The sequence below is a fragment of the Mycobacterium sp. NGS59 genome, assembly GCF_059812345.1.
This window is the reverse complement of record NZ_JCALCN010000004.1, coordinates 239,725-266,665: the sequence shown is the minus strand read 5'-3', so window position 1 is coordinate 266,665 and position 26,941 is coordinate 239,725. Positions and strand designations below refer to the sequence as shown.

At 66.9% G+C, this 26,941-nt stretch carries 25 protein-coding genes, 2 tRNA genes and 1 pseudogene; 14 read left to right on the top strand and 14 right to left on the bottom strand.

Features of this window, described 5'->3' with window-relative positions:
• Positions 1–104 precede the first annotated feature (104 nt).
• Together serA and AC5Y46_RS07840 are read left to right on the top strand one after the other, a co-directional pair.
• Complete coding sequence (gene serA, locus AC5Y46_RS07845; RefSeq protein ID WP_499942020.1) at positions 105–1,691, top strand: phosphoglycerate dehydrogenase; 1,587 nt, start codon at positions 105–107, stop codon at positions 1,689–1,691.
• A 49-nt stretch (positions 1,692–1,740) separates the two neighbouring features.
• Positions 1,741–2,751 (top strand): 3-isopropylmalate dehydrogenase, encoded by a 1,011-nt coding sequence (locus AC5Y46_RS07840; protein WP_499942022.1) that lies wholly within the window; start codon positions 1,741–1,743, stop codon positions 2,749–2,751.
• A gap of 133 nt (positions 2,752–2,884) precedes the next feature.
• Here the strand turns inward: AC5Y46_RS07840 and AC5Y46_RS07835 are convergent.
• Positions 2,885–3,940 (bottom strand): annotated as a pseudogene (locus AC5Y46_RS07835) (MFS transporter); the annotation flags it as partial.
• Between the two features lie 35 nt (positions 3,941–3,975).
• Positions 3,976–5,217, bottom strand: a complete 1,242-nt coding sequence (locus tag AC5Y46_RS07830) for an MFS transporter (RefSeq protein ID WP_499942024.1) — start codon at positions 5,215–5,217, stop codon at positions 3,976–3,978.
• Between the two features lie 18 nt (positions 5,218–5,235).
• On the opposite strand from AC5Y46_RS07830, the gene AC5Y46_RS07825 reads away from it, so the two are divergent.
• The 5 genes from AC5Y46_RS07825 to AC5Y46_RS07805 all read left to right on the top strand — a co-directional run bounded on the left by AC5Y46_RS07825 (position 5,236) and on the right by AC5Y46_RS07805 (position 8,012).
• Positions 5,236–5,406 (top strand): hypothetical protein, encoded by a 171-nt coding sequence (locus tag AC5Y46_RS07825; protein ID WP_499990591.1) that lies wholly within the window; start codon positions 5,236–5,238, stop codon positions 5,404–5,406.
• Between the two features lie 10 nt (positions 5,407–5,416).
• The gene (locus AC5Y46_RS07820; protein ID WP_499942026.1) at positions 5,417–6,226 is read left to right on the top strand and encodes a fumarylacetoacetate hydrolase family protein; all 810 of its coding nucleotides are present in this window, start codon (positions 5,417–5,419) and stop codon (positions 6,224–6,226) included.
• Positions 6,223–7,680 (top strand): glutamate--tRNA ligase, encoded by a 1,458-nt coding sequence (gene gltX / locus AC5Y46_RS07815; protein ID WP_499942028.1) that lies wholly within the window; start codon positions 6,223–6,225, stop codon positions 7,678–7,680. The genes AC5Y46_RS07820 and gltX overlap by 4 nt, the downstream gene beginning before the upstream one ends.
• A gap of 115 nt (positions 7,681–7,795) precedes the next feature.
• A tRNA-Gln gene (locus AC5Y46_RS07810) sits at positions 7,796–7,867 on the top strand.
• Between the two features lie 72 nt (positions 7,868–7,939).
• Positions 7,940–8,012: transfer RNA gene (locus AC5Y46_RS07805), tRNA-Glu, on the top strand.
• Between the two features lie 65 nt (positions 8,013–8,077).
• Here AC5Y46_RS07805 and AC5Y46_RS07800 read toward each other — a convergent pair.
• Positions 8,078–8,578 carry a PPOX class F420-dependent oxidoreductase gene (locus AC5Y46_RS07800; protein WP_499942030.1) on the bottom strand — a complete coding sequence of 167 codons (501 nt, stop codon included), beginning with the start codon at positions 8,576–8,578 and terminating at the stop codon, positions 8,078–8,080.
• Positions 8,579–8,701: 123 nt separating this feature from the next.
• Complete coding sequence (locus tag AC5Y46_RS07795; protein WP_499942032.1) at positions 8,702–9,403, bottom strand: IclR family transcriptional regulator; 702 nt, start codon at positions 9,401–9,403, stop codon at positions 8,702–8,704.
• A gap of 79 nt (positions 9,404–9,482) precedes the next feature.
• Between AC5Y46_RS07795 and leuC the strand changes: the two genes are divergently transcribed.
• The 3 genes from leuC (at position 9,483) to AC5Y46_RS07780 (ending at position 12,398) form a co-directional block, all read left to right on the top strand.
• Positions 9,483–10,895: a 3-isopropylmalate dehydratase large subunit gene (leuC, locus tag AC5Y46_RS07790; RefSeq protein WP_499942034.1), complete on the top strand. Its 1,413-nt coding sequence runs from the start codon at positions 9,483–9,485 to the stop codon at positions 10,893–10,895.
• A 26-nt stretch (positions 10,896–10,921) separates the two neighbouring features.
• Positions 10,922–11,518 carry a 3-isopropylmalate dehydratase small subunit gene (gene leuD / locus AC5Y46_RS07785; protein WP_499942035.1) on the top strand — a complete coding sequence of 199 codons (597 nt, stop codon included), beginning with the start codon at positions 10,922–10,924 and terminating at the stop codon, positions 11,516–11,518.
• Between the two features lie 223 nt (positions 11,519–11,741).
• Positions 11,742–12,398, top strand: a complete 657-nt coding sequence (locus AC5Y46_RS07780) for an HU family DNA-binding protein (RefSeq protein WP_499942037.1) — start codon at positions 11,742–11,744, stop codon at positions 12,396–12,398.
• Positions 12,399–12,455: 57 nt separating this feature from the next.
• Here the strand turns inward: AC5Y46_RS07780 and mutT1 are convergent, their stop codons facing one another.
• The 3 genes from mutT1 to cofC form a co-directional block, all read right to left on the bottom strand.
• On the bottom strand, positions 12,456–13,388 hold the full coding sequence (gene mutT1, locus AC5Y46_RS07775) for an 8-oxo-(d)GTP phosphatase MutT1 (protein WP_499942039.1): 933 nt from the start codon (positions 13,386–13,388) through the stop codon (positions 12,456–12,458).
• A 72-nt stretch (positions 13,389–13,460) separates the two neighbouring features.
• A complete protein-coding gene (locus AC5Y46_RS07770) occupies positions 13,461–15,665 on the bottom strand; it encodes an RNA degradosome polyphosphate kinase (RefSeq protein WP_499942041.1) in 2,205 nt (734 codons plus the stop codon).
• Positions 15,666–15,740: 75 nt separating this feature from the next.
• The gene (gene cofC / locus AC5Y46_RS07765) at positions 15,741–16,385 is read right to left on the bottom strand and encodes a 2-phospho-L-lactate guanylyltransferase (RefSeq protein ID WP_499942042.1); all 645 of its coding nucleotides are present in this window, start codon (positions 16,383–16,385) and stop codon (positions 15,741–15,743) included.
• Positions 16,386–16,503: 118 nt separating this feature from the next.
• Here cofC and AC5Y46_RS07760 point away from each other — a divergent pair, with 118 nt between their 5' ends.
• Complete coding sequence (locus AC5Y46_RS07760) at positions 16,504–17,511, top strand: NAD(P)H-dependent glycerol-3-phosphate dehydrogenase (protein ID WP_499942044.1); 1,008 nt, start codon at positions 16,504–16,506, stop codon at positions 17,509–17,511.
• Between the two features lie 37 nt (positions 17,512–17,548).
• Positions 17,549–18,673: a D-alanine--D-alanine ligase family protein gene (locus tag AC5Y46_RS07755; protein ID WP_499942045.1), complete on the top strand. Its 1,125-nt coding sequence runs from the start codon at positions 17,549–17,551 to the stop codon at positions 18,671–18,673.
• Positions 18,674–18,680: 7 nt separating this feature from the next.
• Here AC5Y46_RS07755 and AC5Y46_RS07750 read toward each other — a convergent pair whose 3' ends face one another.
• Positions 18,681–19,229, bottom strand: coding sequence for a DUF3515 domain-containing protein (locus AC5Y46_RS07750; RefSeq protein WP_499942047.1), 549 nt, complete (start codon positions 19,227–19,229; stop codon positions 18,681–18,683).
• A 120-nt stretch (positions 19,230–19,349) separates the two neighbouring features.
• Between AC5Y46_RS07750 and AC5Y46_RS07745 the strand changes: the two genes are divergently transcribed.
• Positions 19,350–20,312: a thiamine-phosphate kinase gene (locus AC5Y46_RS07745; RefSeq protein ID WP_499942049.1), complete on the top strand. Its 963-nt coding sequence runs from the start codon at positions 19,350–19,352 to the stop codon at positions 20,310–20,312.
• 104 nt (positions 20,313–20,416) lie between these two features.
• A complete protein-coding gene (locus tag AC5Y46_RS07740; protein WP_499942051.1) occupies positions 20,417–21,100 on the top strand; it encodes a uracil-DNA glycosylase in 684 nt (227 codons plus the stop codon).
• Positions 21,101–21,175: 75 nt separating this feature from the next.
• Here AC5Y46_RS07740 and AC5Y46_RS07735 read toward each other — a convergent pair whose 3' ends face one another.
• From AC5Y46_RS07735 to AC5Y46_RS07710, 6 genes are all read right to left on the bottom strand, one after another.
• Positions 21,176–21,994, bottom strand: a complete 819-nt coding sequence (locus AC5Y46_RS07735) for an oxidoreductase (protein WP_499942053.1) — start codon at positions 21,992–21,994, stop codon at positions 21,176–21,178.
• Position 21,995: 1 nt separating this feature from the next.
• Positions 21,996–23,264, bottom strand: a complete 1,269-nt coding sequence (locus AC5Y46_RS07730; protein ID WP_499990585.1) for a DUF1214 domain-containing protein — start codon at positions 23,262–23,264, stop codon at positions 21,996–21,998.
• On the bottom strand, positions 23,233–24,426 hold the full coding sequence (locus tag AC5Y46_RS07725) for a sulfotransferase family protein (protein ID WP_499942056.1): 1,194 nt from the start codon (positions 24,424–24,426) through the stop codon (positions 23,233–23,235). The genes AC5Y46_RS07730 and AC5Y46_RS07725 overlap by 32 nt, the downstream gene beginning before the upstream one ends.
• 4 nt (positions 24,427–24,430) lie before the next feature.
• Positions 24,431–24,874, bottom strand: coding sequence for a nuclear transport factor 2 family protein (locus AC5Y46_RS07720; protein ID WP_499942059.1), 444 nt, complete (start codon positions 24,872–24,874; stop codon positions 24,431–24,433).
• A 100-nt stretch (positions 24,875–24,974) separates the two neighbouring features.
• Positions 24,975–25,631, bottom strand: coding sequence for a response regulator transcription factor (locus AC5Y46_RS07715; RefSeq protein ID WP_499942061.1), 657 nt, complete (start codon positions 25,629–25,631; stop codon positions 24,975–24,977).
• A complete protein-coding gene (locus AC5Y46_RS07710; protein WP_499990582.1) occupies positions 25,628–26,848 on the bottom strand; it encodes a sensor histidine kinase in 1,221 nt (406 codons plus the stop codon). The genes AC5Y46_RS07715 and AC5Y46_RS07710 overlap by 4 nt, the downstream gene beginning before the upstream one ends.
• Positions 26,849–26,941: the final 93 nt, after the last annotated feature.

Here is a 26,941-nt window from a genome sequence, read left to right as displayed (position 1 = left end):
CGTTGCGCCCGACTCCGTCGCGCTGACGGTCGCCGCTGGCCGCGACGGCGGCGGCCCGTTGCGCCCGACTCCGTCGCGCTGACGGTCGCCGCTAGGCTGTCCGCGTGAACTTGCCTGTTGTACTGATCGCCGACAAACTGGCCGAATCGACCGTCGCTGCCCTGGGAGACCAGGTCGAGGTGCGCTGGGTCGACGGCCCGGACCGGGAGAAATTGCTGGCCGCGGTACCCGAGGCCGACGCGCTGCTGGTCCGGTCGGCCACCACCGTCGACGCCGAGGTACTCGCCGCGGCGCCCAAGCTGAAGATCGTCGCCCGTGCCGGCGTCGGCCTGGACAACGTCGACGTCGACGCCGCCACCGGGCGCGGCGTGCTGGTGGTCAACGCCCCCACGTCGAACATCCACAGCGCCGCCGAACACGCAATCGCATTGCTACTGGCCGCATCTCGCCAGATTCCGGCCGCCGACGCCACGCTGCGCGAGCACACCTGGAAGCGGTCGAAGTTCTCCGGCGTCGAGATCTTCGGCAAGACGGTAGGCGTCGTCGGGCTCGGCCGGATCGGGCAGTTGGTCGCGCAGCGGATCGCCGCGTTCGGCGCCCACATCGTCGCCTACGACCCCTACGTGTCGTCGGCCCGCGCCGCCCAGTTGGGCATCGAACTGCTCTCGCTGGACGACCTGCTGGCCCGCGCCGACTTCATCTCCGTGCACCTGCCCAAGACACCCGAGACCAAGGGCCTGATCGGCAAGGAAGCGCTGGCCAAGACCAAGCCGGGCGTCATTATCGTCAACGCCGCGCGCGGGGGATTGATCGACGAGGCCGCGCTGGCCGAGGCGATCACCAGCGGCCACGTGCGCGCCGCCGGCCTGGACGTGTTCTCCACCGAGCCGTGCACCGACAGCCCGCTGTTCGAGCTGCCGCAGGTGGTCGTCACCCCGCACCTGGGTGCTTCGACCGCCGAGGCCCAGGACCGCGCCGGCACCGACGTTGCCGAGAGTGTGCGGCTGGCGCTGGCCGGGGAGTTCGTTCCCGACGCGGTGAACGTCGGCGGCGGCGTGGTCAGCGAGGAGGTGGCTCCTTGGCTGGATCTGGCCCGCAAGCTCGGCGTGCTGGCAGCCGCGCTGTCCGACGAGTTGCCGGTAACCGTGCAGGTGCAGGTGCGCGGTGAGCTCGCCGCCGAAGAGGTCGAGGTGCTCAAGCTCTCCGCGCTGCGCGGGCTCTTCTCGGCTGTCATCGAAGAGACGGTGACGTTCGTCAATGCGCCGGCCCTGGCCGCGGACCGCGGTGTGACGGCCGAGATCAGCAAGGCCACCGAGAGCCCGAACCACCGCAGCATGGTGGACGTGCGAGCCGTCGCCGCCGACGGGTCGGTGGTCAATGTCGCCGGCACGCTGTCCGGACCGCAGTTGGTCGAGAAGGTCGTCCAGATCAACGGCCGCAACTACGACCTGCGCGCCCAGGGCATCAACCTGGTGATCAACTACGCCGACCAGCCGGGCGCGCTCGGCAAGATCGGCACGCTGCTCGGCGCGGCCGGGGTCAACATCCAGGCCGCGCAGCTGTCCGAGGACACCGAGGGCGACAGCGCGACCATCCTGTTGCGGCTGGACCAGGACGTCCCCGACGGCGTGCGCTCGGAGATCACCGAGGCGGTCGGCGCCAACAAGCTCGAAGTGGTCGACCTGTCGTGAAACGCGCCGGCGACGATGCAGAACGCAGTGATGAGGAGGAGCGGCGCAATTGAAGTTAGCGGTGATCGCCGGCGACGGGATCGGGCCTGAGGTCGTCGCCGAGGCGGTCAAGGTCCTCGACATCGTCCTGCCCGGCGTGGAGAAGACCGAGTACGACCTGGGCGCCCGCAGGTTTCACGCCACCGGGGAAGTGCTGCCGGAGTCGGTGGTGCCCGAGCTACGCGAGCACGACGCCATCCTGCTGGGAGCCATCGGCGACCCGTCGGTGCCCAGCGGCGTCCTGGAACGCGGCCTGCTGCTGCGGATGCGCTTCGAACTCGACCACCACGTGAACCTGCGCCCGGCCCGGCTGTATCCCGGCGTGCACAGTCCGCTGGCCGGGAATCCCGAGATCGACTTCGTCGTGGTTCGCGAGGGAACCGAAGGCCCCTACACCGGCAACGGCGGCGCGATCCGCGTCGGCACCCCCCACGAGGTGGCGACCGAAGTGAGCGTCAACACCGCCTTCGGGGTGCGACGGGTGGTGACCGACGCGTTCGAACGGGCCCGCAAGCGTCGCAAGCACCTGACCCTGGTGCACAAGACCAACGTGCTGACGTTCGCCGGCGGCCTGTGGTTGCGGACCGTGCAGGAGATCGGTGAGCAGTACCCCGACGTCGAGGTGGCCTACCAGCACGTCGACGCGGCCACCATCTTCCTGGCCACCGACCCGGGCCGGTTCGACGTGATCGTCACCGACAACCTGTTCGGCGACATCATCACCGACCTGGCCGCCGCGGTCTGCGGTGGTATCGGTCTGGCGGCCAGCGGCAACATCGACGCGACGCGGACCAATCCGTCCATGTTCGAACCGGTGCACGGCAGCGCGCCCGACATCGCCGGCAAGGGCATCGCCGATCCGACGGCGGCGATCATGTCGGTGGCGTTGCTGCTGGCCCATCTTGGCGAGGACGAGGCGGCGGCGCGAGTGGATCGGGCGGTCGCGACTTACCTGGCGACTCGCGGGGACGAACGGCCTGCCACCGGCGATGCCGGCGAACGGATTGCAGCCGCGCTCTAGATTCCAGACCGGGCGGCAGCACGCGGGTAGGCACCAACGGCGTCGCAACCAGCGGGAACAGCCCGCACAGCGCCCACGCCAGCGGATACGCGGCCGCGCTGATCAGCGCACCGAACATGGGCGGCCCGGCCGCGGCCATCAATCGCTGCGTGGTGTTCTGAATGCCCAGCGCACGCCCGCTCCAGTAGGGTCCGGCGAACTCGGTGATGGCGGTGGCCTCGAGTCCGTTGTCGAGCACCGCGATCACCGAGATGGCGATCATGAGCAGCACGTCGAGCCGGGAATCGAGGTGGTCGGCGAAGGCCAGCAGAAACATCGTCAAGGCGGCCGCCCCCGCGATGATCCGCACCGGTCGCATCCGGGATCCGATGCGATCCGACCAACGCCCGACCAGAATGCGGCCCGCGGCGCCGATCAGCTGGGAGATGGTGACCAGGCCACCGGCGGCGGCGATCGACCAGCCGTGGTGGTTGATCAGCCAGACCAGCATGAAGGTGACGGTGACCGTCTGCGGCATCATCAGCAATCCCGACACCGCATGTGTCCGCCATAGCATCGGCGAACCGCGATATGGGTTGGCCAATTCTTCGTCGGTGGCCGTCGCGCGGGGCTTGCGGGGCGGGTCCTTGACGCCCAGCAGGCTGGCGAGCGCGGAAACTGCACACGCGGCGGCCGGGAACATCAGCCCAACCTGGGCGCCGCGCTCGGCCAGCTCTGGAATGACCAACGCGCCCACGGCAATTCCCAGCGGTTGGGCGGTCTGGCGGATTCCCATCGCCAACCCGCGCTGCTCGGGCGGAAACCATCCGGACACCAACCGGCCGCCGGCGGTGTTGCAGCTGGCCGCCGCCATGCCGCCCAGAAAAAGGAAAACTCCCATCAGGAACAGCGAATCCGCCGAAGCAGCAGCGTAGGCCGCCACCGCGGTGAGGGCCGTGCCTGCGGTCAGCACGATGCGCTCGCCGACGCGGTCCAGCACGTATCCCCAGGCGATCAGTGTGAGCACCATGCCCCAACTCGGCATGGACGCCAGCAAACCCGCCTGGTTCAGCGGTATCGCGCGCGCGGTTTGCAACCTGGGTATCAGGAAGGCGACGCCATTGATGAACAGAAACGAGCTGGCAGTCACGAACAGTGAGACGACGACGATCGACCAACGCGCGATGGGGCCCGCCGGCTCTTCGGACATCCGCTAATGCTCGCACAGCGGCCGTCGGCGACCCGTTACTCGAGCAACCGGGCAACCTCGTCGCGAGGTCTTTGCGGTGGCCGCTCCTCCATTCCGGGCACCAGCAACCCCGTCGGGACGACCGGTACGGCCGCCAACGGGAAAAGTCCACACAACGCGAACGCCACCGGGTAGCCGAACGCGCCGATGACCGCACCGAACATCGGCGGGCCGGCCAGTGTCATCAGGCGCTGGGTGGTGTTCTGCACGCCCAGAGCGCGTCCGCTCCAGAACTGACCGGCGAATTCGGTGATGGCGGTGGCCTCCAGGCCGTTGTCCATCACCGTGACGACCGACACCGTCACCATCAGCGCTACCGCCAGCGCCGGGTAGAGGTCGTTGGTGAGCGCCAGCAGCAGCATGGTCGCGCTGGTGCACAGCGCGATCGCTCGGATCGGGCGCATCCGGGACCCGATGACGTCCGACCAACGGCCCGCCGCGATGCGGCTGATGGCGCCGAGCAGTGCGATGACGGTGACGAGCGTCCCGGCCGCTTCCACGGACCAGCCATGATCCTTGTGTAGCCAGACCAGCATGAAGGTCACGGTCATCGACTGCGGCATCACCATCAGTGCCGAGAGTGCATGGATCCGCCACAGAACGGTGGAATCGCGGTAGGGGCTGGTCAACTCTGCCGGGACGGCTTGCGGGCGCGGTTTGCGTGGCGGGTCGTGGGCGAAGACGGCGGCGACCACCGCCGAGACCGCGCACGCCAAAGCCGGAAACAGCAGTCCCGTTGCGGGCGGGCCATCTTGCGCGAGCCCCGGGATAACGAAGGCTCCCATCGCTATTCCGAGCGGTTGTGCGGTCTGGCGAACTCCCATCGCCAGACCGCGTTGCTGCGGGGGGAACCAACCGGCAACCAGCCGGCCGCAGGCGGGGTTGGCGCTGGCCGCGCCCATGCCACCGATGAACAGCAGGATTCCCATGGTTAGCAGGGAATCGACCGTCGACGCGGCGTAGGCCGCCGCCGCCGTCACCATCGCACCCAGGGTCAGCACGATGCGCTCGCCGATCAGGTCGGCCACGTAGCCCCAGGCGATCAACGTCACCACCATGCCCAGGCTCGGCATCACCGCTAACAAACCGGTTTCGGACAGCGGTGTCCCGCGCGCGGCTTCCAGCGCAGGGATCAGGAATGGGACGGCGTTGATGAAGCTGAACGCGCTGGCAGTCACCACCAGCGCGACGGCGACCATCGACCAGCGCGTGACGGCGCTGATCGCGTCCGAGGACATCAAGCCATGCTTGCACAGATGTCAGGTGGAAAGGAGGTGCTGAGCAAAGGAGTTATCGAGGTGGGCACCGGCCGTTTCCTCTTCGATGTCATCGAGGTGCGCCCGGCTACGCCGCGCTCGCGACCCTCGCGGGGCCTGATGGCGAGGGCCCGCAGCGCCCGGCTACGCCGCGCTCGCGACCCTCGCTAGGCTTTTCCGAATGCGCCTTGGTCGAATCGCCAGCCCCGACGGAGTGGCTTTCGTCAGCGTCGAAGGCCCATTGGACGATCCGGGCGGTATGACGGCCCGCGAGATCGCCGAACATCCATTCGGGACGCCGAGTTTCACCGGCCGCTCCTGGCCGCTCGCCGACGTCCGACTGTTGGCGCCGATACTGGCCAGCAAGGTCGTCTGCATCGGAAAGAATTACGCCGACCACATCGCCGAGATGGGCGGCCAGGCACCGGCGGATCCGGTGATCTTCATGAAACCCAACACCGCGATCGTCGGGCCGAACGTCCCGATCCGATTGCCCGCCAACGCATCACCCGTGCACTACGAAGGCGAGTTGGCCGTGGTGATCGGCCGGGCATGCAAGGACGTGTCGGCGGCGCAGGCCGCAGACAACATCCTCGGCTACACCATCGGTAATGATGTGTCGGCGCGCGATCAGCAGAAGTCCGACGGCCAGTGGACCCGGGCCAAGGGCCACGACACCTTCTGCCCGATCGGGCCGTGGATCGTCACCGACGTCGATCCGGCCGATCTGGAGCTGCGCACCGAGGTCAACGGCGAGGTCAAGCAGCACGCGCGTACCTCGTTGATGATCCACGACGTCGGCGCCGTCATCGAGTGGATCTCGGCGGTAATGACTTTGCTGCCAGGCGATCTCATTCTCACCGGCACACCCGCCGGGGTCGGCCCGATCGAGGACGGCGACACCGTCTCGATCACCGTCGAGGGGATCGGCACCCTCACGAATCCCGTTTTGCGAAAATCGAATCCGCTTGTGCATAAAGGAAAGTCGTGACAGTACGAGTTCGGTTCTGCCCGTCGCCCACCGGCACACCGCACGTCGGGATGGTGCGCACCGCGTTGTTCAACTGGGCCTACGCCAGGCACACCGGTGGCACCTTCGTGTTCCGCATCGAGGACACCGACGCCGAGCGGGACAGCGAGGAAAGCTATTCGGCGTTGCTCGACGCGTTGCGCTGGCTCGGACTGGACTGGGACGAAGGTCCCGAGGTCGGGGGGCCGCACGCACCGTATCGACAGTCCCAGCGCGGTGACCTCTACCGGGACGTGGTGGGCCGGCTGCTCGAAGCGGGCGAGGCCTACTACGCGTTCTCGACGCCCGACGAGGTCGAGGCACGCCACGTCGCTGCCGGCCGCAATCCGAAACTGGGATACGACAACTTCGACCGGCAACTGACCGATTCACAGCGTGGGGCGTACCTGGCCGAGGGCCGAAAGCCGGTGGTGCGGTTGCGGATGCCTGACGAGGATCTGAGTTGGGACGATCTGGTGCGTGGACCTACCACGTTCGCGGCGGGTTCGGTGCCGGACTTCGCGCTGACCCGAGCCAGCGGAGATCCGTTGTACACCTTGGTCAATCCTTGTGACGACGCGCTGATGGAGATCACCCACGTGCTGCGCGGCGAGGACCTGTTGCCGTCGACGCCGCGCCAGCTCGCCCTGTACCGAGCGCTGATCCGGATCGGGGTGGCCCAGCGTATTCCGGAATTCGCCCACTTGCCAACGGTATTGGGGGAGGGCACCAAGAAACTGTCCAAGCGCGATCCGCAGTCCAATCTCTTCGCCCACCGTGACCGGGGTTTCATCCCCGAAGGATTGCTGAATTATCTTGCGCTACTGGGTTGGTCGATCGCCGACGACCACGACCTGTTCAGTCTCGACGAGATGGTTGCGGCTTTCGACGTGGTGGACGTGAACTCCAATCCGGCCCGGTTCGATCAGAAGAAGGCCGACGCACTCAACGCCGAACACATCCGGAGGCTCACCCTCGAGGATTTCACCGGCCGGTTGCGCGATTATCTAACCACCCACGGTCAGCGGCTCGACCTGGACGAGGCTGACTTCATCACCGCGGCCGAGCTGATCCAGACTCGCATTGTGGTGCTCGGCGACGCGTGGGCCCTGCTGAGGTTCCTCAACGACGACGAGTACAGCCTGGACCCGAAGGCGGCCGCCAAGGAACTGGGCACGGACGCGGGTCCGGTACTCGATGCGGCGATCTCGGCGCTGGACACGGTGACCGAGTGGACCACTGAGCACATCGAGCAGGCGCTGAAGGGTGCGCTGATCGAAGCCCTGGCGCTCAAGCCACGCAAGGCGTTCGGTCCGATCCGGGTCGCCGCCACCGGCACCACCATCAGCCCGCCGTTGTTCGAGTCGCTGGAACTGCTGGGGCGGGACCGCAGCCTGAGCAGACTGCGTTCAGCCCGCGAGGGGATCGCGGTCTGAGTCTTTGGTAGTGTGCTCTTCGGCTTTCAAAAGGTCTTCAACGACTGATCTCAGCGGTTCCGCGACCGGGCACCAACCCGAAAACGGGCTCTGAGCAGCGGTTTTAGGCGGCCAATGGGGTATGGTGTAATTGGCAACACAGCTGATTCTGGTTCAGCCATTCTAGGTTCGAGTCCTGGTACCCCAGCAAAGCGTCACCCGATCGAATGATTAGGTAGGCTTTCCGGGTTCGGCTATGCTGACACTCCGGATCGTGTCTGGCCCCGTCGTCTAGCGGCCTAGGACGCCGCCCTCTCACGGCGGTAGCGTGGGTTCGAATCCCATCGGGGCTACAAATGCCGAGCAGACGCAAAATCCCCCTTTTCGGTGCGAAACAGGGGGATTTTGCGTCTGCTCGTCAGTCCGCGGCGGGCGCGGTCGAGCCGCCCAGCGGCATCGGGGCCATCCCCAGCTTGCGGTGGTCCCAGGATCGGGTGCGACGGCTGACGATGCGCACACAGACGCGCTTGTTCATCATCTGCTCGACGAACGGCTTCATCTCGTCGGTGTACGGGCCGGTGTAGCGCTCCCACACACTGACGCCGACCCGGTGCGAGGTCTCGGGATCGTCGACGATCTCGGCCACGCCCTCGAAGGAGACCCCGCGCAGCGTGTCGTAGGTGTCACCGTCTTCGATCAGGAAACTCACTCGCGGATCCCGCTTGAGGTTGACCGCCTTCTGCGATTTGGCTTTGGTCTCCAGCCAGATCTCACCGTCCACGACCCCGTACCACATCGCCGTCAGGTGCGGCTGGCCGTCGCGACCGATGGTGGCCAGCGTGCCGGTGCGGCTGTTGGTGACGAAGTCGGCGATTTCATCGGAGGACATGACGATGCTCGCGCGCTGATTGGTTCCCATGGGCGTCAGTGTGTCAGGTGGTCGCGGGGAGCCTGCGGCGAGCCTGCAATGAGGCCGCCGACACCGAACTGAGGGCGGATCTTTCGCGAATTACCCGCCCGGAATGCCGTTCGGCACCCACCCTCACACACGCCGCGCCAGCTCCTCGGCCGCGGCCAACAGGTCGGCCGCCCAACGCTCACCCGGTCGCCGGCCCATCCGGTCTATGGGGCCGGAGACCGAAATCGCTGCAACGACAACGCCTCGACCGTCGCGCACCGGTGCCGACACGCTGGCCACACCGGGCTCGCGTTCGGCCACGCTCTGCGCCCAGCCGCGTTTACGCACCTCGGCCAGCACCCGCTCGCTGAACTTCGCGTCCGGCAACACGGCTTTCTGGGTGGCCCCGTCGCTATGCGCCAGTAATACCTTGGCCCCCGACCCGGCCGTCATCGGTAGGCGCGCCCCGATCGGCACGGTATCGCGAAGGCCCGCAGGCGGTTCCAGCGCGGCGATACAGACCCGCGACGTACCTTCACGACGGTACAACTGCACGCTCTCACCGGTGGTTTCGCGCAACTGTGCCAGCACGACCGCGCTCGCGGCCAGCAGCGGGTCGTTGACGCGCGCAGCGAGTTCGGTCACCGCGGGTCCCAATCGCCAGCGACCTTCCTCGTCGCGTGCCAGCAACCGGTGCACCTCCAGGGCCGCCGCCAGTCGGTAGGTCGTCGCCCTGGGCAGACCCGTCCGGTCGCACAGTTCGGCCAGCCCACACGGGGATTCCGCGATCTGGTGCAGGATGCCGACGGCTTTGTCGAGGACGCCGATGCCGCTATGCTGTCTCACAGAGAGATACTAGCGTCTCGCATTGTGAGATCACCAGCCCAATGATCGGCGAGCCGCGGATGAGTGAATCGAGGTTGAGATGGCGGAGCGACCGCGCACGTTGGCGGAAAAGGTCTGGGACGACCATGTGGTCGTGTCCGGCGAAGGCACCGGGCCGGACCTGATCTACGTCGACCTGCATCTGGTGCACGAGGTCACCAGCCCACAGGCTTTCGACGGGCTGCGATTGGCCGGGCGTCCGGTACGGCGGACCGACCTGACGATCGCCACCGAGGATCACAACGTCCCGACCGTCGACATCGACAAGCCGATCGCGGATCTGGTGTCGCGGACCCAGGTGGAGACGTTGCGGCGCAACTGCGCCGAATTCGGTGTCCGCCTATACCCGATGGGCGATATCGAGCAGGGCATCGTGCACGTCGTCGGACCACAACTGGGCCTCACCCAGCCGGGCATGACGATCGTGTGTGGTGACAGTCACACGTCGACCCACGGCGCGTTCGGCTCAATTGCCATGGGCATCGGCACATCTGAGGTGGAGCACGTGCTCGCTACGCAGACGTTGCCGCTGCGGCCGTTCAAGACGATGGCGGTCAACGTCGACGGCCAGTTGCCCCCGGGGGTCAGCGCCAAGGACATCATTCTGGCGCTGATCGCCAAGATCGGAACCGGGGGCGGCCAGGGCTATGTCATCGAATACCGCGGCAGCGCCATCGAATCGCTGTCCATGGAAGGCCGGATGACGGTCTGCAACATGAGCATCGAAGCCGGTGCCCGGGCCGGCATGGTGGCTCCCGACGAGACGACCTACGAATTCCTGCGCGGCCGTCCGCACGCGCCGACGGGAGCCGACTGGGACGCCGCGCTGGCCTATTGGCAGCAGTTGCGCACCGACCCGGGTGCGGTCTTCGACACCGAGGTCTATCTCGACGCGACCTCGTTGAGCCCGTTCGTGACCTGGGGCACCAACCCGGGCCAAGGTGTGCCGCTGGCCGCGGCCGTGCCCGACCCGGAGTTGATGACCGACGACGCCGAGCGCCAGGCGGCGGAGAAAGCGTTGGCGTACATGGACCTTCGGCCCGGAACGGCCATGCGCGACATCGCGGTCGACGCGGTGTTCGTCGGGTCCTGCACCAACGGTCGCATCGAAGACCTGCGGGTCGTCGCCGAGGTGTTGCGGGAACGCAAGGTGGCGCCCGGGGTGCGCATGCTGGTGGTTCCCGGCTCGATGCGGGTACGGGCCCAAGCCGAAGCCGAAGGCCTGGGGGAGATCTTCACCGCCGCCGGTGCCGAATGGCGGCAGGCGGGCTGCTCGATGTGCTTGGGAATGAACCCCGATCAGCTTGCGCCGGGCGAACGTTGCGCCGCGACGTCCAATCGCAATTTCGAAGGGCGACAGGGCAAGGGCGGCCGCACGCACTTGGTATCTCCCGCGGTTGCCGCGGCCACCGCGGTCCGCGGCACGCTCGCCGCACCGGCCGACTTGAATTGATTTCACGCTGAGAATTAGGAAAAGACATGGAAGCCTTTCACACCCACACCGGTATCGGTGTTCCGCTGCGACGGTCGAATGTCGACACCGACCAGATCATCCCGGCGGTCTTTCTCAAACGCGTCACCCGAACTGGATTCGACGACGGTTTGTTCGCGAGTTGGCGCTCGGATCCGTCATTCGTGCTCAACCTCAGCCCCTTTGACCGCGGCTCAGTCTTGGTTGCTGGCCCCGATTTCGGCACCGGATCCTCTCGCGAACATGCGGTCTGGGCGCTCATGGACTACGGATTCCGAGTAGTTATCTCCTCCCGCTTCGGCGACATTTTTCGCGGCAACGCCGGCAAGGCGGGTCTACTGGCGGCCGAAGTCGACCAAGACGGAGTCGAACTGCTCTGGAAGCTGATCGAGCAGAGTCCGGGGCTGGAAGTCACTGTCAATCTTGAAGATCGAATTATCACCGCGGGAACGACGGTGTTGCCGTTCAGGATTGACGATTACACCGCGTGGCGACTGCTCGAAGGTCTTGACGATATAGCCCTTACGCTGCGAAAACTCGACGAAATCCAGAATTTCGAGGCGGCTCGTCCCTCCTGGAAACCAAGCACTTTGCCAGTCTCCTGACCCGGCCCCGCGACGCGGAATTGCCGCCGAGTCAGCCAGTAAGGCAAGGCAAATTCGCGCTCGCGCCACCGGTCAAGGGCGGCAATCGGATTCCGAAAATTCGGCCCCTTTGCGAAGATGCGCGACCTGAAATTGCGCGTGGCTCTTGGCAATTTGCCAGCTGAGGGTTTACCGTGTCCTCTAGTCGGTTCCTAATCGAGGACCACTGGCTTCGGAGGGTTGGATGAACAAAGCAGAGCTCATAGATGTGCTCACACAGAAATTGGGCTCAGACCGCCGGCAGGCGACCGCCGCCGTGGAGAATGTCGTCGACACGATTGTGCGTGCGGTTCACAAGGGCGAGAGCGTGACCATCACCGGCTTCGGTGTCTTCGAGCAGCGTCGCCGCGCGGCTCGCGTGGCCCGCAATCCACGCACCGGCGAGACTGTGAAGGTGAAGCCCACCTCGGTACCGGCGTTCCGTCCGGGCGCCCAATTCAAAGCGGTTGTGTCTGGCGCACAAAAGCTCCCGTCTGACGGCCCCGCGGTGAAGCGCGGCGTGGTCGGTGGCGCGGCGAAGAAGACCGCGGCCAAGAGAGCTCCGGCCAAGAAGTCGGCGTCGAAGGCTCCGGCCAAGAAGGCGGCAAGCAAGGCTCCGGCCAAGAAGGCGGCCACGAAGGCTCCGGCCAAGAAGGCGGCAAGCAAGGCTCCGGCCAAGAAGGCGGCCACGAAGGCTCCGGCCAAGAAGGCCGCAAGCAAGGCTCCGGCCAAGAAGGCCGCCACCAAGACGCCGGCTCGCAAGGCTGCGACCAAGGCTCCGGCCAAGAAGGCCGCAAGCAAGGCTCCGGCCAAGAAGGCTCCGGCCAAGAAGGCTACGTCGACGCGGCGCGGCCGCAAGTAGTTCCTAACGCGAATTCCCTTCGGGCGGCAGCGATGCCCCCCGGAGGGAATTTGTGCGTCAGGCCCGCATGTTAGGGGGCAGCGCGCCTTCGATGTGGTCGGCTGCGATGAGCCGGCCGCCTGACAGCGACAGCACCCAGGTACTGCCCTTGTGGTTGCGTGACTTGTCCGGACGGACCCCGTCGCGTTCGCACCACCAACTGATCAGATCCGGAATCACCTTGCCCTGCGTGCAAATCACCGGTGTGCCGGACCGCTTGGCAATCTGCAACACCCGCTGCCGGCCGCGTTTGGCGTTCTTGGCGTAGGCCTCTTCGCTGAGGTGCGGCTCGTTGTGGATGGTGACCCCGAGTTCCTCGGCGAGGGGTTCCACCGTCTGGTGACAGCGCACCCGGTCGGCCGCGTAGACGTGCGTAGCGCCGAACGCCGACAGTTGAGCCACCAGCGCCTCGGCTTGGGCGCGTCCCTTCTTGTCCAGCGGCCGTTTGGTGTCGTCGCCACGGAAGCGCGCCTTGCTTCCCGCGGTGGCGTGCCGCACCACCAACACCGTCTTGGTGTCCGCCGGTTGTTTGGCGAACCGCCGCAAGACCTTTCGATCCGGCGGGTAGTCGAGCTTCTTCATGGCCGCCGACAACGGCAGCCAGAGCAGTTCGTCGACCTCGTCGCCGGGTGTGAAAGTCCCGCCCAAGCTGCGTGCGGCCCAGTAGTGCACCTTTTTGACACGTTGGTCGACGGGGTAGGTGACGGTGGTGAGGCACCTGCCCAGATGACTGCGGTGCCCGGTTTCTTCCAGGATTTCGCGCACCGCGGCGACGGGGGCGGTCTCACCCGGGTCCAGCTTGCCTTTGGGCAGCGACCAATCGTCATAGCGGGGCCGGTGGATCACTGCGATCTCGACCGACTTGCCCGAGCCGTGGGCAGGCCGCCATAACACCGCGCCCGCGGCGTACACGATCCGGTCCCGGCGGGCAGACGAGTTCTGGGACGACACTCCAACTCCTGCAGGTCAATTCGAACAGGTGGCGCGGCAGTGGACTGGCTCCGTAGCAGACCGTCCGCGGGATCAGGGGCTGCGGTGTCGTTCCATCAGTGAGACCTGGTGATCGCGAACGCTGCGACCTTCCTGGGGCGAGGCCGTCCACTGACCGTCGGAGTTGAGTTCCCAACAGCGGGTGGACGGATCCAATGCGGACTCGAACAATTCGTCGAGTTGCGCGGTGAGCCTGGGATCCTTGACCTGCGCCATGACCTCGACCCGACGGTCGAGATTGCGGTGCATCATGTCGGCGCTGCCGATCCAGAATTCGTTGATCGCATTGAAGTGCAGGATTCGCGAATGTTCCAGGAAGCGGCCGAGAATCGAGCGCACGACGATGTTCTCGGAGAAGCCTTCGGTGCCGGGGCGCAGCGCGCAGATGCCGCGCACCACCACTTCCACCCGTACCCCTGCCTGTGATGCGCGGTACAGCGCGTCGATGACCTGTTCGTCGACAAGGGCGTTCATCTTCAGCCGGATCCGGGCGTCACGACCTTCGCGGTGCGCGGCCACCTCGCGCTCGACGCGCTCGATGATGCCGGTGCGAATCCCCTGCGGGGCCACCAACAAATTGCGATAGGCCAGCTTGCGCGAGTAGCCCGTCAGGGTGTTGAACAGGTCGGTCAGGTCGGCGCCGATGTCGGGATCCGCGGTGAGCAGACCGACGTCTTCGTACAACCGTGCCGTCTTGCCGTTGTAGTTGCCCGTGCCGACATGGCAGTAGCGCCGGATGATCGGACCCTCGCGGCGCACCACCAGGCAGGTCTTGCAGTGCGTCTTGAGCCCGACGAACCCGTAGACCACGTGCACGCCCGCCTGCTCAAGCGTTCGCGCCCAACGGATGTTGGCTTGTTCGTCGAAGCGGGCTTTGATCTCCACCATTGCCACGACTTGCTTTCCGGCCTCGGCGGCGTCGATCAGCGCACGCACGATCGGCGAATCACCGGAGGTGCGGTACAGCGTCTGCTTGATCGCGAGCACGTGCGGGTCGGCCGCGGCCGATTCGATGAATCGCTGCACGCTGGTGGAGAACGAGTCGTACGGATGATGCACCAGCACATCGCCTTCGCGCAGGGTGGCGAAGATGCCCCTGGTCGTCTCCAGGTCGGCGAACGCCGGGTGGGTGGCGGGGACGAAGGCGCGGTCCTTGAGGTCGGGCCGATCCACGCCGTAGACCTGCCACAGCGACGACAAATCCAGCAGTCCAGGCACTTCGATGACGTCGCCGGGATGCACGTCGAGTTCGCGGTGCAACAGTTCGAGCATGCTTTCGGTCATGTCGTCGGCGACTTCGAGCCGGACCGGGGAACCGAACCGGCGGCGCGCCAACTCCCGCTCGAGGGCCTGGAGGAGATCCTCGTCGCGGTCCTCTTCCACCTCGAAGTCGGCATTGCGGGTGATCCGGAACGCGTGGTGTTCCACGATTTCCATGCCCGGGAAGAGCACCGGAAGGAACGCCGCGATCAATTCCTCCATCGGCAAGAACCGCACGGCCACCCGGTCGTCTCCGTCGCCGCCCGGCTTGGGCTCGAGTTCGACGAAGCGATCGACGTTGTCGGGCACCTTGACTCGGGCGAAATGCCGGGTGCCGTCTTCGGGTTGCTTGACGGTGACGGCCAGGTTCAAGCTCAGTCCACTGACGAATGGGAACGGGTGGGCGGGGTCGACGGCCAACGGGGTGAGGACGGGGAAGACCTGCTCGTTGAAATAGGTCGACAACTGGTCGCATTCCGCCTCGTCCAGGTCGGCCCACGTGACGATGTAGATGCCTTCTTCTTCCAGCGCGGGCAGCACCACATCCAGGAACACCCGGGCATGTCGGCTGGCGATGTGCTGGGTCTGCTCACCGATGCGGCGCAGTTGCTCGCGCGGCGTCAAACCGTCGGCCGAGCGCACCGACAGGCCCATCTCGTCGCGCCGTTTCAGACCGGCGACCCGAACCATGTAGAACTCGTCGAGATTCGACGCGAAGATCGCCAGGAATTTGGCTCGCTCCAGCAGCGGCATCGAGTTGTCGGCGGCCAGCGCGAGCACGCGAGCATTGAAGTCCAGCCAGCTCAATTCGCGATTGAGATAGCGCTCCTCGGGCAGCGAATCGCTGATCGCCGCGGTTGTCGCGGCCGGCAGCGCACCGGGAGCGGTGTCGCCTGGCTGCCATACGTTCTCGTCGGGGCGTGCCGCTGTCTCTGGGCTGGCGTCGATGTCGGTCACCCTGCGATCATCGCCTATCACCCGGCGATGCTGCCAGCAGTCCGGCTATATCCACATGGCGTTCACCGTCCCGCCATATGCGGGGAGCCGACGGAATCAACGATGCGCGATGGCACGCGCGGTCGCCGGCCCCACGCCCAGTTGCCGCGCGGCGGCCAGGTCGGCGGGTGTGTCGACATCACAGCGCAGACCCGGCCATGCTCCGGTCAGCTCGACGGCGCCCGAATCACGGTGGCGCGCCGCGGAATCCGGTCCGAACCGGGGATCGAGCGGTGTCCCGAACGCGCAGAGTGCGGCGGTCCCCGTCCCGACCCGGTCGGCGACGAAGCTACGCCGATGGGCGCGGGCGGCCGAGATCGCCGCAGCGAGTTCCGGTGTCTGCAGGGCAGGTAAATCACCCTGCAACACAACAAGATTGGGTATGTCGATGGTCATCGAACGTTCGGCGGCGCCGATGGCGCTGTTCAGCGGGTCAGGATCATCGGAGGGCGTCGGGTCGGTCAGCACCTCGGCCCCGAGGGCGCTCGCCGCGGCCGCGGCTTCCTCGTCGGGGGTGATCACGGTGATCGAGTGCAACGCACTCACCCGCGCCGCGGCGGTCAGGGTGTCCACCAGCATGGCGAGCACCACCGCTTCGCGGGTCGGCGCCGAGAACACCGGAGCCAGCCTGGTCTTGGCGGCGGCCAACCGTTTGACGGCGATGATCAAACCGACTTCACCGTCAGTCCCAGTGCCGCCCATACGGTCATCCTGCCAGCGTCAGTCCTGTCGGTTTCGGTGAGTCGGGCCCGAGCGTCGCGTGACGCCCGCCCGGTCGTTTAGGGTGTCGCCTGCGTAGGCAACACACGAGGGGTAGCGGATGGCGGGCACTGGAACTGTCGCGGTGATGGGCGCCGGTGCCTGGGGCACCGTATTGGCCAAGGTGCTCGCCGACGCCGGGGGAGAGGTGACGTTGTGGGCGCGGCGCGCCGAGGTCGCCGACCGGATCAACACCACCCGGTCCAATCCCGACTATCTTCCGGATACGCAGTTGCCGTCGGGAATTCGCGCCACGTCCGACGCCGAAGAGGCCCTCTCCGGTGCCACGACGGTGCTGCTGGGTGTGCCGGCCCAGACGATGCGGGCCAACCTCGAAAACTGGAACGGACTGTGGCGCGACGGCGCGACGCTGGTCAGCCTGGCCAAGGGCATCGAACTGGACACGTTGATGCGGATGAGCCAGGTGATCGTCTCGGTCACCGGAGTGGACGCCTCGCAAGTGGCGGTGATCTCGGGGCCCAACCTGGCCAGCGAGATCGCCCAGGGCCAGCCGGCGGCGACCGTGGTGGCGTGCAGCGACTCCGGGCGTGCGGTGGCGCTGCAACGCTTCTTGAACAGCGGCTATTTCCGTCCCTACACCAACTCCGACGTGGTGGGGACCGAGATAGGTGGGGCGTGCAAGAACGTCATCGCGCTGGCTTGCGGGATGGCGGTCGGCGTCGGGCTGGGCGAGAACACCACCGCGGCGATCATCACCCGGGGCCTGGCCGAGATCATGCGGCTGGGACTGGCCTTGGGCGCCAAGGGCGCGACCCTGGCGGGTCTGGCCGGGGTGGGTGATCTGGTGGCCACCTGTACCTCGCCCTACTCGCGAAACCGTTCGCTGGGTGAGCGCCTGGGCCGCGGCGACACGATCTACTCCGCGCTGCACAGCAAGGAGGGGCACGTGGTGGAAGGCGTGACGTCGTGCCAGTCGGTGCTGGCGCTGGCGTCCAGCTACGACGTGGAGATGCCGCTCACCGACGCCGTGCACCGGGTCTGTCACAAGGGTCTGTCGGTCAACGAGGCGATCGCGCTGCTGCTGGGCCGCAGCACAAAGCCCGAATAGGGCCCGCACGCGTCCCGACCGGTAGCCTCTCTAGGTTGTGACTGCCAGCCGAGTGCGCGTTGCCGTCGTCTTCGGCGGGCGCAGCAACGAGCACGCCATCTCCTGCGTGTCTGCGGGCAGCATTCTGCGCAACCTCGACCCGCAGCGGTTCGAGGTCGTCGCGATCGGCATCACGCCGCAAGGCTCGTGGGTGCTCACCGACGGCGACCCCGACGCGCTGGCCATCACCGACCGTCAACTTCCGCAGGTGAGCGCCGACTCGGGCGCCGAGCTGGCGTTGTCGACCAATCCGCAGCGCGGCGGGCAACTGGTGGCCCTGCCCGGCACCACTCGCGACGCGGGAGATCCGGTGAAAGTGCTGACGCAGGTCGACGTGGTGTTCCCGGTCCTGCACGGTCCCTACGGCGAGGACGGCACCATCCAGGGGTTGCTCGAACTCGCCGGTGTGCCTTACGTCGGGGCGGGCGTGTTGGCCAGTGCGGCCGGAATGGACAAGGAGTTCACCAAGAAGCTGCTGGCCGCCGAAGGACTTCCAGTGGGTGCCTACGCCGTGCTGCGCCCGTCCCAGGACACCCTGGAGCCCGAGGAACGTGAACGGTTGGGCCTGCCCGCGTTCGTCAAACCCGCACGAGGCGGGTCGTCCATCGGCGTCAGCCGGGTGTCGAGCTGGGAGCAGCTGCCCGACGCCATCGCCCAGGCCCGTCGCCACGACCCGAAGGTCATCGTGGAAGCCGCGATCAGCGGGCGCGAGCTGGAATGCGGCGTGCTTGAAAAGCCGGACGGCGCAATCGAAGCCAGCACGCTGGGCGAGATCCGGGTGGCTGGGGTGCGCGGACGCGAGGATTCCTTCTACGACTTCGCCACCAAGTACCTCGACGACGCAGCCGAATTGGACGTGCCGGCCAAGGTCGACGACGACATCGCAGATGCGGTGCGGCAGTTGGCCGTTCGAGCTTTCACAGCCATCGATTGTCAGGGTCTGGCTCGGGTGGACTTTTTCCTGACCGACGAGGGCCCGGTGATCAACGAGATCAACACGATGCCAGGGTTCACCAAGATCTCGATGTATCCGCGGATGTGGGCGGCCAGCGGCGTCGACTACCCGACCTTGTTGGCCACCATGGTGGACACCGCCTTGGCGCGAGGTGTGGGCCTGCGGTAGCCGCCCGCTACCGGGCCTCGCCCGGCTGGATCGGCTGTGCGGCGATGGTGCGGTCGATGACGCTGGACAGGTCTTGAATGGGGGTCGGCCCGGATCCCGCGGGCAGCGTCATCGCTACATACACCGCACGATCCACCGTGTACCAGGTGGATTGGCCCGGCCCGGCCACGTCGGTCTGGACCTGGAACCACTGCACGCGGTCGACGACCTGGATCGGCGCGCCCACCACGAAGTCGTCCGGACGCTCGAGTCCACAACGCACGATGACCGGGTCGGTGTCGGGTGCGGATCGCCAGGCGCTGGCCCCCTCGGGCACCGGCTCGGCGACCGCGGTGCGCTGATAATCCCCGAGTCGGGGCGGCAGGGCCGTCTTCAGGGACTGGCAGGCGGAACTGGAGGCCTGCGGCGCGGGCACGGACGGAATGCTGACCGGTTGCTGCGCGGTGCGGCGGGTGGCCGCGAAGATCAGGATGCCCGCGATTGTGGCGACGGCCAGCAGCAGTGCGCCGATCAGCACGCCACGGGGCGGCCCGCCCGGATCGGGCCCGGTTGTCATATGACCTCCGAACGGATTGCACTACTACACTGACGCTTTTGGCCCCAACGGGCGCAAGATTCAACTTACCGTGGGTCCGACGAGCGTCCGGAGGTCCAGGGACGCGCCGGCAGGAGGGGCATGGGCGAGCACGCATCGGAGAAATCCCCGACGCTGGAGCAGTTCGGTGAGTTCGGCGTGATCGAGCGACTGGTCCGCGGCCGTCGTCAACCCGCCGCCGTCACCCTCGGGCCTGGCGACGACGCGGCGGTGGTGTCGGCTGGTGACGGTCGCGTCGTCGTGTCGACCGACATGTTGGTGCAGGACCGGCACTTTCGGCTGGACTGGTCAAGCCCTTACCACATCGGCCGGAAGGCGATCGCCCAGAACGCGGCCGACATCGAGGCCATGGGGGCGCGCCCCACCGCGTTCGTCGTGGGCTTCGGGGCGCCGGGCACGACGCCGGCCGACCAGGTGAGTGCGCTCGTCGACGGCATGTGGGAGGAAGCCGAACTGGTAGGTGCCGGCATCGCCGGTGGGGATCTGGTCAGCTGTCCGCAGTGGGTGGTGTCGGTGACGGTATTGGGAGACCTCGACGGCCGGGCGCCGGTGCTGCGGTCTGGTGCCAAGGCCGGCTCGGTGCTGGCGGCAGCCGGTGACCTGGGACGCTCGGCCGCCGGATATGAGCTGGTGCGCAACGGAATCGAGCGATTCGACGACCTGCGGCGCCGGCACCTGGTGCCGCAACCGCCGTATGGGCAGGGACCGCTGGCCGCGGCAGCCGGTGCGACGGCGATGATCGACGTCTCCGACGGTTTGATCGCCGATCTACGGCACGTCGCCGAGGCATCCGGGACGGGGTTCGAGCTGTCCACCGAGGCGCTCGCACCCGACCGCGACGCGGTGGCCGATGCCGCGGCGGCCGTCGGCGCCGAGCCGTGGGCGTGGGTGCTCGGCGGTGGTGAAGACCATGCTCTGGTGGCGTGCTTCCCCGGCGCGGTGCCGGCCGGGTGGCGGGCAATCGGGCGGGTGCTGGAGGGGACCGCGCGGGTGCTGGTCGACGGCAGGGAGTGGGACGGGCACGCGGGCTGGCAGTCGTTCTAGGGTGATGAGTCGCCGGAATACTTCGACTCCGCGGTGCAGGGCTACATCTGACGGTGTTGCGGCACCCTGAGCGCAGGATCAAATAAGAAGGTGGAGGGACTGCAGTGACCGCGCGCCCGTTGAGCGAACTCGTCGAACCGGGTTGGGCGGCGGCCCTGCAGCCGGTCACCGACCAGGTGGCCCAGCTGGGGCAATTCCTGCGTGCCGAGATCGCGGCCGGCCGACAGTATCTGCCCGCAGGTCCGAACGTGTTGCGCGCCTTCACGTTTCCGTTCGACGATGTCCGGGTGCTGATCGTCGGGCAGGATCCCTACCCGACCCCCGGCCACGCGGTGGGCCTGAGTTTCTCGGTGGCTCCCGACGTGCGCCCGCTGCCGCGCAGTCTGTCCAACATCTTCGACGAGTACACCGCCGACCTGGGGTTTCCGCGCCCGTCGTGCGGTGACCTGACACCGTGGGCGCAACGCGGGGTGTTGCTGCTGAACAGGGTGCTCACCGTGCGGCCCAGCACCCCGGCGTCGCATCGCGGCAAAGGCTGGGAAGCGGTGACGGAGTGCGCGATTCGCGCGCTGGTGCGACGGGAGCAGCCGTTGGTGGCGATCCTGTGGGGCCGAGACGCCTCGACGCTGAAACCGATGCTGGCCGAGGGCAGGTGCGTCGCGATCGAATCTCCGCATCCCTCGCCGTTGTCGGCATCCCGTGGGTTCTTCGGGTCGCGGCCGTTCAGTCGCGCCAACAAGCTGCTCGCCGACATGGACGCCGACCCCATCGACTGGCGGCTGCCGTAGCGCCGCTGTGCCGAGCAGACGCAAAAGCCCCGATTTCGTGCCGAAATCAGGGGCTTTTGCGTCTGCTCGGCCTCCCTAGGTGACGTCCTTGGTCACGGCTTTCCATTCCTCGATCGACGCCGACATCGCGGCGATCTTGTCGCGCATCGCCTTGAGCACGTCGCGGCCCAGCAGCAGCCGTAGCGGCGGTTCGTCGAGTTCGGTCACCATCAGCACCGCCTCGGCGACCTTGCGCGGATTCCCCGGCAGGTGGTCGGCGAACTGCTTGATCAGGTCCTTGCGGGCGGCCACGTCGACGTAGTCGGCGATCGGGCTACCGGTCTCCTTCATCGAGCGCGACGCCCAATCGGTGCGGAAGGCGCCCGGTTCGATGGCGGTCACCTTGATTCCCAACGGCTTCACCTCGGTGGCCAGCGCCTCGGTGACGGCTTCCAGCGCGAACTTGGTCGACGAGTAGTAGGCGTTAGGCGGGTTGGCGACCAGGCCGGTCATCGAGGAGATGTTGACGATGTGCCCGGAGCCGCGGGCACGCATTTCCGGCAGCACCGCTTTGATCATGTCGACCGCGCCGAAGTAGTTGACGTCGAACAACTTTCGTACTTCGGCGTCTTCGCCCTCTTCGACCGCCGACAGGTAACCGTGACCGGCGTTGTTGACCAGCACGTCGATGCCGCCGAACGCCTCCTCGGCCGCCGACACCGCCGCGGCGATCTGGGCGGCGTCCGTCACGTCGAGCCCGACCGCCAGTGCGCGATCACCGAACTCGTCGACGAAATCCTGCACGGCCTCGGCCCGCCGCGCGGTCACCACCACGCTGTGGCCGGCTTCCAAAGCCGCACGGGCGATTTCGCGTCCGAAACCGGTGGAGCAGCCGGTCACCAACCAGCGACCCATCTCAGACCGTTCCTTCCGGTAGCCGCCGCAGATAGGCGGCGCGGCGTTCGGCGAGTTCGGCGGCCCGCTGCCCGCCGTCCACCCGCGGCAGGTGCGGCACCTCGGCGTCGAGCCGGTCCAGCTTCACCACCCGGCCGTGCGCACCGAGGCCCTCGCGCGGACCCCGTTCGCCGAACTCGGCCATCCGCAGGGTCAGTATCGCTTCGCGCAACCCGTCGGTGTCGATCCAGTTCGCCACGCCCGGATCCTGCGGCGCGATCACATAGGTATAGGTGCCGTCCTCGTTGGCATGCGACTGCGCCTTGTTGAGACTGCCGGTGCGGTCGATGATGTCGAGCGTGGTGCCCCAGATGTTGCTCAGCGGCACCGTGAAGTATTCGGCGCCACCGTCGTTGAGGTCGACCACGAACGCCTCGTCGGGAGCCAGGTCGAAGCGTCCCATCACGTAGAACTGGTTGCGCATCGCGCCGTCCTTGTCGGCCGACCAGGCCAGGTCGAACTGATTGGCCGGCATCTTGTAGACGCCGTGGCTGAGCTTGCCGGTGAAGTTGGCGAAGTACGCCATCATCGCCGCCGTCGCGTCCGCCTGCTCGTCCAGGGAGCGGGGCGGGGTGGCGGGGTTGCCGCCCAGGCGCTGCACCTCGAAGAAGTTCGGGTCGTCACGGTCCCAGTTCAGCAACACGTCGCGGATGTAGAACTCGTGCGCCGCAGGGGAAGTGCGCACATGGTTGGGACGGCCGTTCGCGGGTTCGGCGTCGACGGTGATGGTGAAGCTGCCGTCGGAGTCGACCTGCATGGTGCGGCCGTTGAGCACGTCGACGGTGCCCATGTTGGCGTCCCACAGCGTGAAGTAGTTCTCGGTCATGCGGTGCTCACCGACCCGGCCGTGGATCTCGTAGCGCTCGTCGCCGGAAATGGGGATCACCCGGTACACACTGTCGGGATTGTCGATGCCCCAACGGGATCCGGGGATGTCGCGGCCGTCGACGGGGTGTCCCAGCCGGGTGATGCAGGAGACTTTGGGCCGCAGCTTGTCCTGGTTGGAGGACCACACCGCGGCCGAGAACATCACCTCGGCGAAGGCGTCGTCGAAACGTTTTCGCATCGCCTCGGATGCTTTGGCCCGGCCGAGCCAGGTTTCGGCCACCGACGTGTACGCCGCCTTGACGGTGGGATGTTCGATCAGATCCAGGGCGGCCAGTTCCTGCTCACGCTGGGATGCCGTCGACACGGGATGATCAACCACGAGTTGCTCCTGACTTACCGACATACTCTGGAAAAGTGTTGTTGTACAACGTGAATCGTTCGTCGATCTGCTCATCGGCCAGCCCGTAGTCGGCTGGCCGGTACGGCGGACGGTCCGGCTCGCGCGGACGCTCGACCAGCCAGCGACGCATCGCGTCCTCGGCCTCAGCGGTCAGCGGCAGGCCGACGGCGTCGTACACCCGGGACACCTGCCCGATCGGGTCGGCCACCGCGGCGTCGAACCCGATGTCGGTGACCGGCGCCGCGTCGCCCCAGCCGGCGCGGACCATCATGGCCCGATCGTTGGTCCAGCCCATCCGTTGCAGCCATTGCGCGCCCACGCGATGCAGGTCGACGGTGTCGGCGTGCATGGCATGCAGGGTCGCGTTCAGCCCGGCACCCGAGGCGATCGTGGTGCGCGGGTCGCGGTGCATGTGGACCAGGTGCACCCCGCCGAACTGGGCGCACAACAGATCCAGATAGCCCAGGTGCGCGGGCGATTTCAGCACCCAGCGCTTGCCGGTGACACCGCATTGCCGCTTCTGCCACTGCAAGAACTGCAACATGCGGTGCAGGTATTCGTAAGCGGGGGTGAAGTCCTGCCCGTCGAGCCAGGACCGGTAATGCGGAAGGTGCGCACCGGATTCCGGGACGTGCGACAAGAACGCGTCGGCCAGGAACACGATCTCCTCTTCGGCTTCCCGCGCATACATCGGATGGATGGTGAACAACTCCGGCGCCAGTTCACGGGTTTTCGCTTCGCGCGCTGCGCTGATGGCGACACGGGGATCGGTACCGCCGAATCGGTAGTCGAGTTTGGGTGCGGCCTCGACGACCTCCCAGCCGTAGGCGCACAGGAAGCGCGGGTCGGCGGCGAGCAGTCGTTGCAGCAGGGTGGTGCCGCTGCGCATCATGCCGACCACCACGATCGGCGGCGCGATCCGTTCGTCCAGGATCTCCGGGTGGCGACGGATCCACTCCTGGGTGCGCAGCCGCATCCGCAGGCTGTGCACCAGTCCCGACCGCAGGATGTGGGTGCCGACGACGTTCAGCTCGGCCCGGCCATAGTCGGTCAGCAGGACATCCAGCGGCGCCCGGAAGTCACCCGGCCCCCAGTCGGTCAGCGACTCCTTGCGTTGGGCGTCGGCCAGGATCGGTTCCGGCGCAAAGGGATTGGGGGAGTTCACGTGCTCAGAATTTCAGGTGGTGGCTCAGGTCGCCGGCCTGGTCGATGAACATGGTGCGGCTGTCGAACCACCAGACGCCGTCGATGCGCTGGAAGGTGTCCTTGTAGTGCCCGGTCACGATCACCTGCAACGGCAAGTCGGGGGTGGCTTGCGTGACGCAGTAGTAGGAGGTGCTGCGCGCGGTGCCCTGCGCCTCGTCGATGTCGAGTTGGACGTTGGTGGTGTTGTGCTTGGTTTTCGGGGTGCCGTCCTCATAGATGCGAGTCATCATCTCGTACATGCCACGCACCCCGGAGGTGCCGGTGAACACGGTCTCGGGTGGACCGTTCTCCACTCCGCAGATGCGGCCGTGCTCGAACAGCCCGGCCACCCCGTCCAGGTCACCGGCGTCCAGCAGTTGGGCGTAGGTGTAGATGAGGTTGGTGATCGCCGTCGCGGTGTCCGTCATGTCGCATCACCTCGTCCGTGGAATGTCCGTCGCTGCGTCGCCCGACAATCTTGGCAGAACTGACCCGACTTACGATCAATCGGCCCCGGATGTAGGTACCTCAGCGCGGTGCGACCAACCCGTTGTCGTAGGCGTAGACGATGGCCGCGGCACGGTCGCGCAAATCGAGCTTGCCGAAGATCCGCCCGATGTGGCTCTTGACCGTGACCCCGGAGATGCACAGCTCATCCGCGATCTCGTTGTTGGACATTCCTTTTCCGATCAGGATCAGTACGTCGTGCTCGCGCGGGGTGAGTTCGCCGATGTCACTGTTCACCGGTCCGGCGGCGGCCTTGCGGTAGGTGTTCAGTACCCGCGACGTCACCGCGGGATCCAGGTAACTGTCGCCTTTGGCGACCGCGCGCACCGCGCGGATCAACTCCTCGGCCGAAGAGTCCTTCAGCACGAACCCGGCCGCGCCGGCCCGCAGCGCCCCGGAGAGCAGTTCGTCTTCGTTGAACGTGGTCAGCGCAAGCACCGGCGGTGAACCGCCCAACCTGCGGGTCGCCTCGATGCCGTCGACCCGCCGCATCCGCAGGTCCATCACGATTACGTCGGGGCGGTGCCGGACCACCGCGGCGGGCACCTCGTCCCCGTCGGCGCATTCCCCGACGACGACGAAACCGTCCTTGCGTCGCAGGATCCGGCGCAGCCCCGACCGCACCAGGTCCTGGTCGTCGACGAGCAGCACGGCGATTTCGGGCGCGTCCTCGATCACGCGATCCCCTTCGACGGGCACCACCACGGACGCCACCCGCCGTCGTCGTCCTGCAACGGGATCTCGGCGTACACCGACCACCCGTCCGGGGTGGGACCGGCTTCGACTGCGCCGCCGAGCAATTCCACCCGTTGACGCATGCCGCGCAGCCCGCGGCCGTCGGGCGACGCCGTCGGCACCGCGGCCGGCAGCCGATTGTGCACCGCAAGCAGGGCCGACCGGTCCGAGATCTGAAGTTCGACCGTGGATTTCAAATCGGGTGCGTGTTTGGCGACGTTGGCGAGTGACTCTTGGGCGATGCGATACAGAGCCAGACCGACCGCCCCCGACACTTGCTGCGTCGACCCGTCCCTACTCAGCGTGACGTCCAATCCGGCCCGCGCGAAATCCTCGACGAGTACGCCGATGTCGTCGATGCCGGGTTCGGGCGCGGTGCGCAGCGGACCGCCGCCGTCCAGCAGACCCACCGTGCGACGGATGTCGGCCATCGCCTGCCGGCCGAGCCGTTCGGCCTGTTCCAGTGCCTCGACCGCGTCGTCAACGTCGCGGTCCTGCTGCAGCACCCGGCGCGCGCCGGTCACGTGCAGCAGTGTGATCGACAGAGAATGGGCGATGACATCGTGCACTTCCCTTGCGATACGCCGACGTTCGTCGGCTGCCGCGTGTTCGGCCATCACCTGCTGGACCCGGATCTGCTCGGCCAGCAGCATGCGCTGGATGTTCATCAGGTAGCCCAGCACCCAGGCGCCGGCGACGAAAACCAGGTACACGGCAACGGCGTCGAGGCGCCCCAGCGCCGCCGCGGTCAGCAGCAGGGCAGCCGCCGCGCCCGACGCGAGGCCGCCGCCGACTGCGTTCGTCAAGGTCGTGACGACCAACACCATCAACACCACGAGCGACGGGGCGATGTCCGAGGCAACCGGTGTCTGCGTGCCGAACAGATACACCGCAGTGGCCGTCAACGCGGACAACCCGATCAGCACCGGGCTGACCTTGGTGTCGAAGAAGACGAAGACGAACAGCGGCGACAATCCGATTGCCAACGCGGCCAACGCAACCGGGAGGTCGCCGTCCGGCCGCTGCACCGTCGCGAGGACGCCGCCGAGGAGCAACGCCACATCGGTGACGACCACCGACGCCCAGGTGACGCCGACCGGGATCTTCTGCTGCCGTCGGCGCAGCAGCTCGCGCAGGAAACTCGTTGCGGTGCGCGACATCGTCTCATCGTAGAAGAGGGCAGGAGCGGACACATCATGCTGAGGTCGTAAGAAGGCCGGTACCGGTCTCCTACCGCGGTAGGAGAAGGAAAC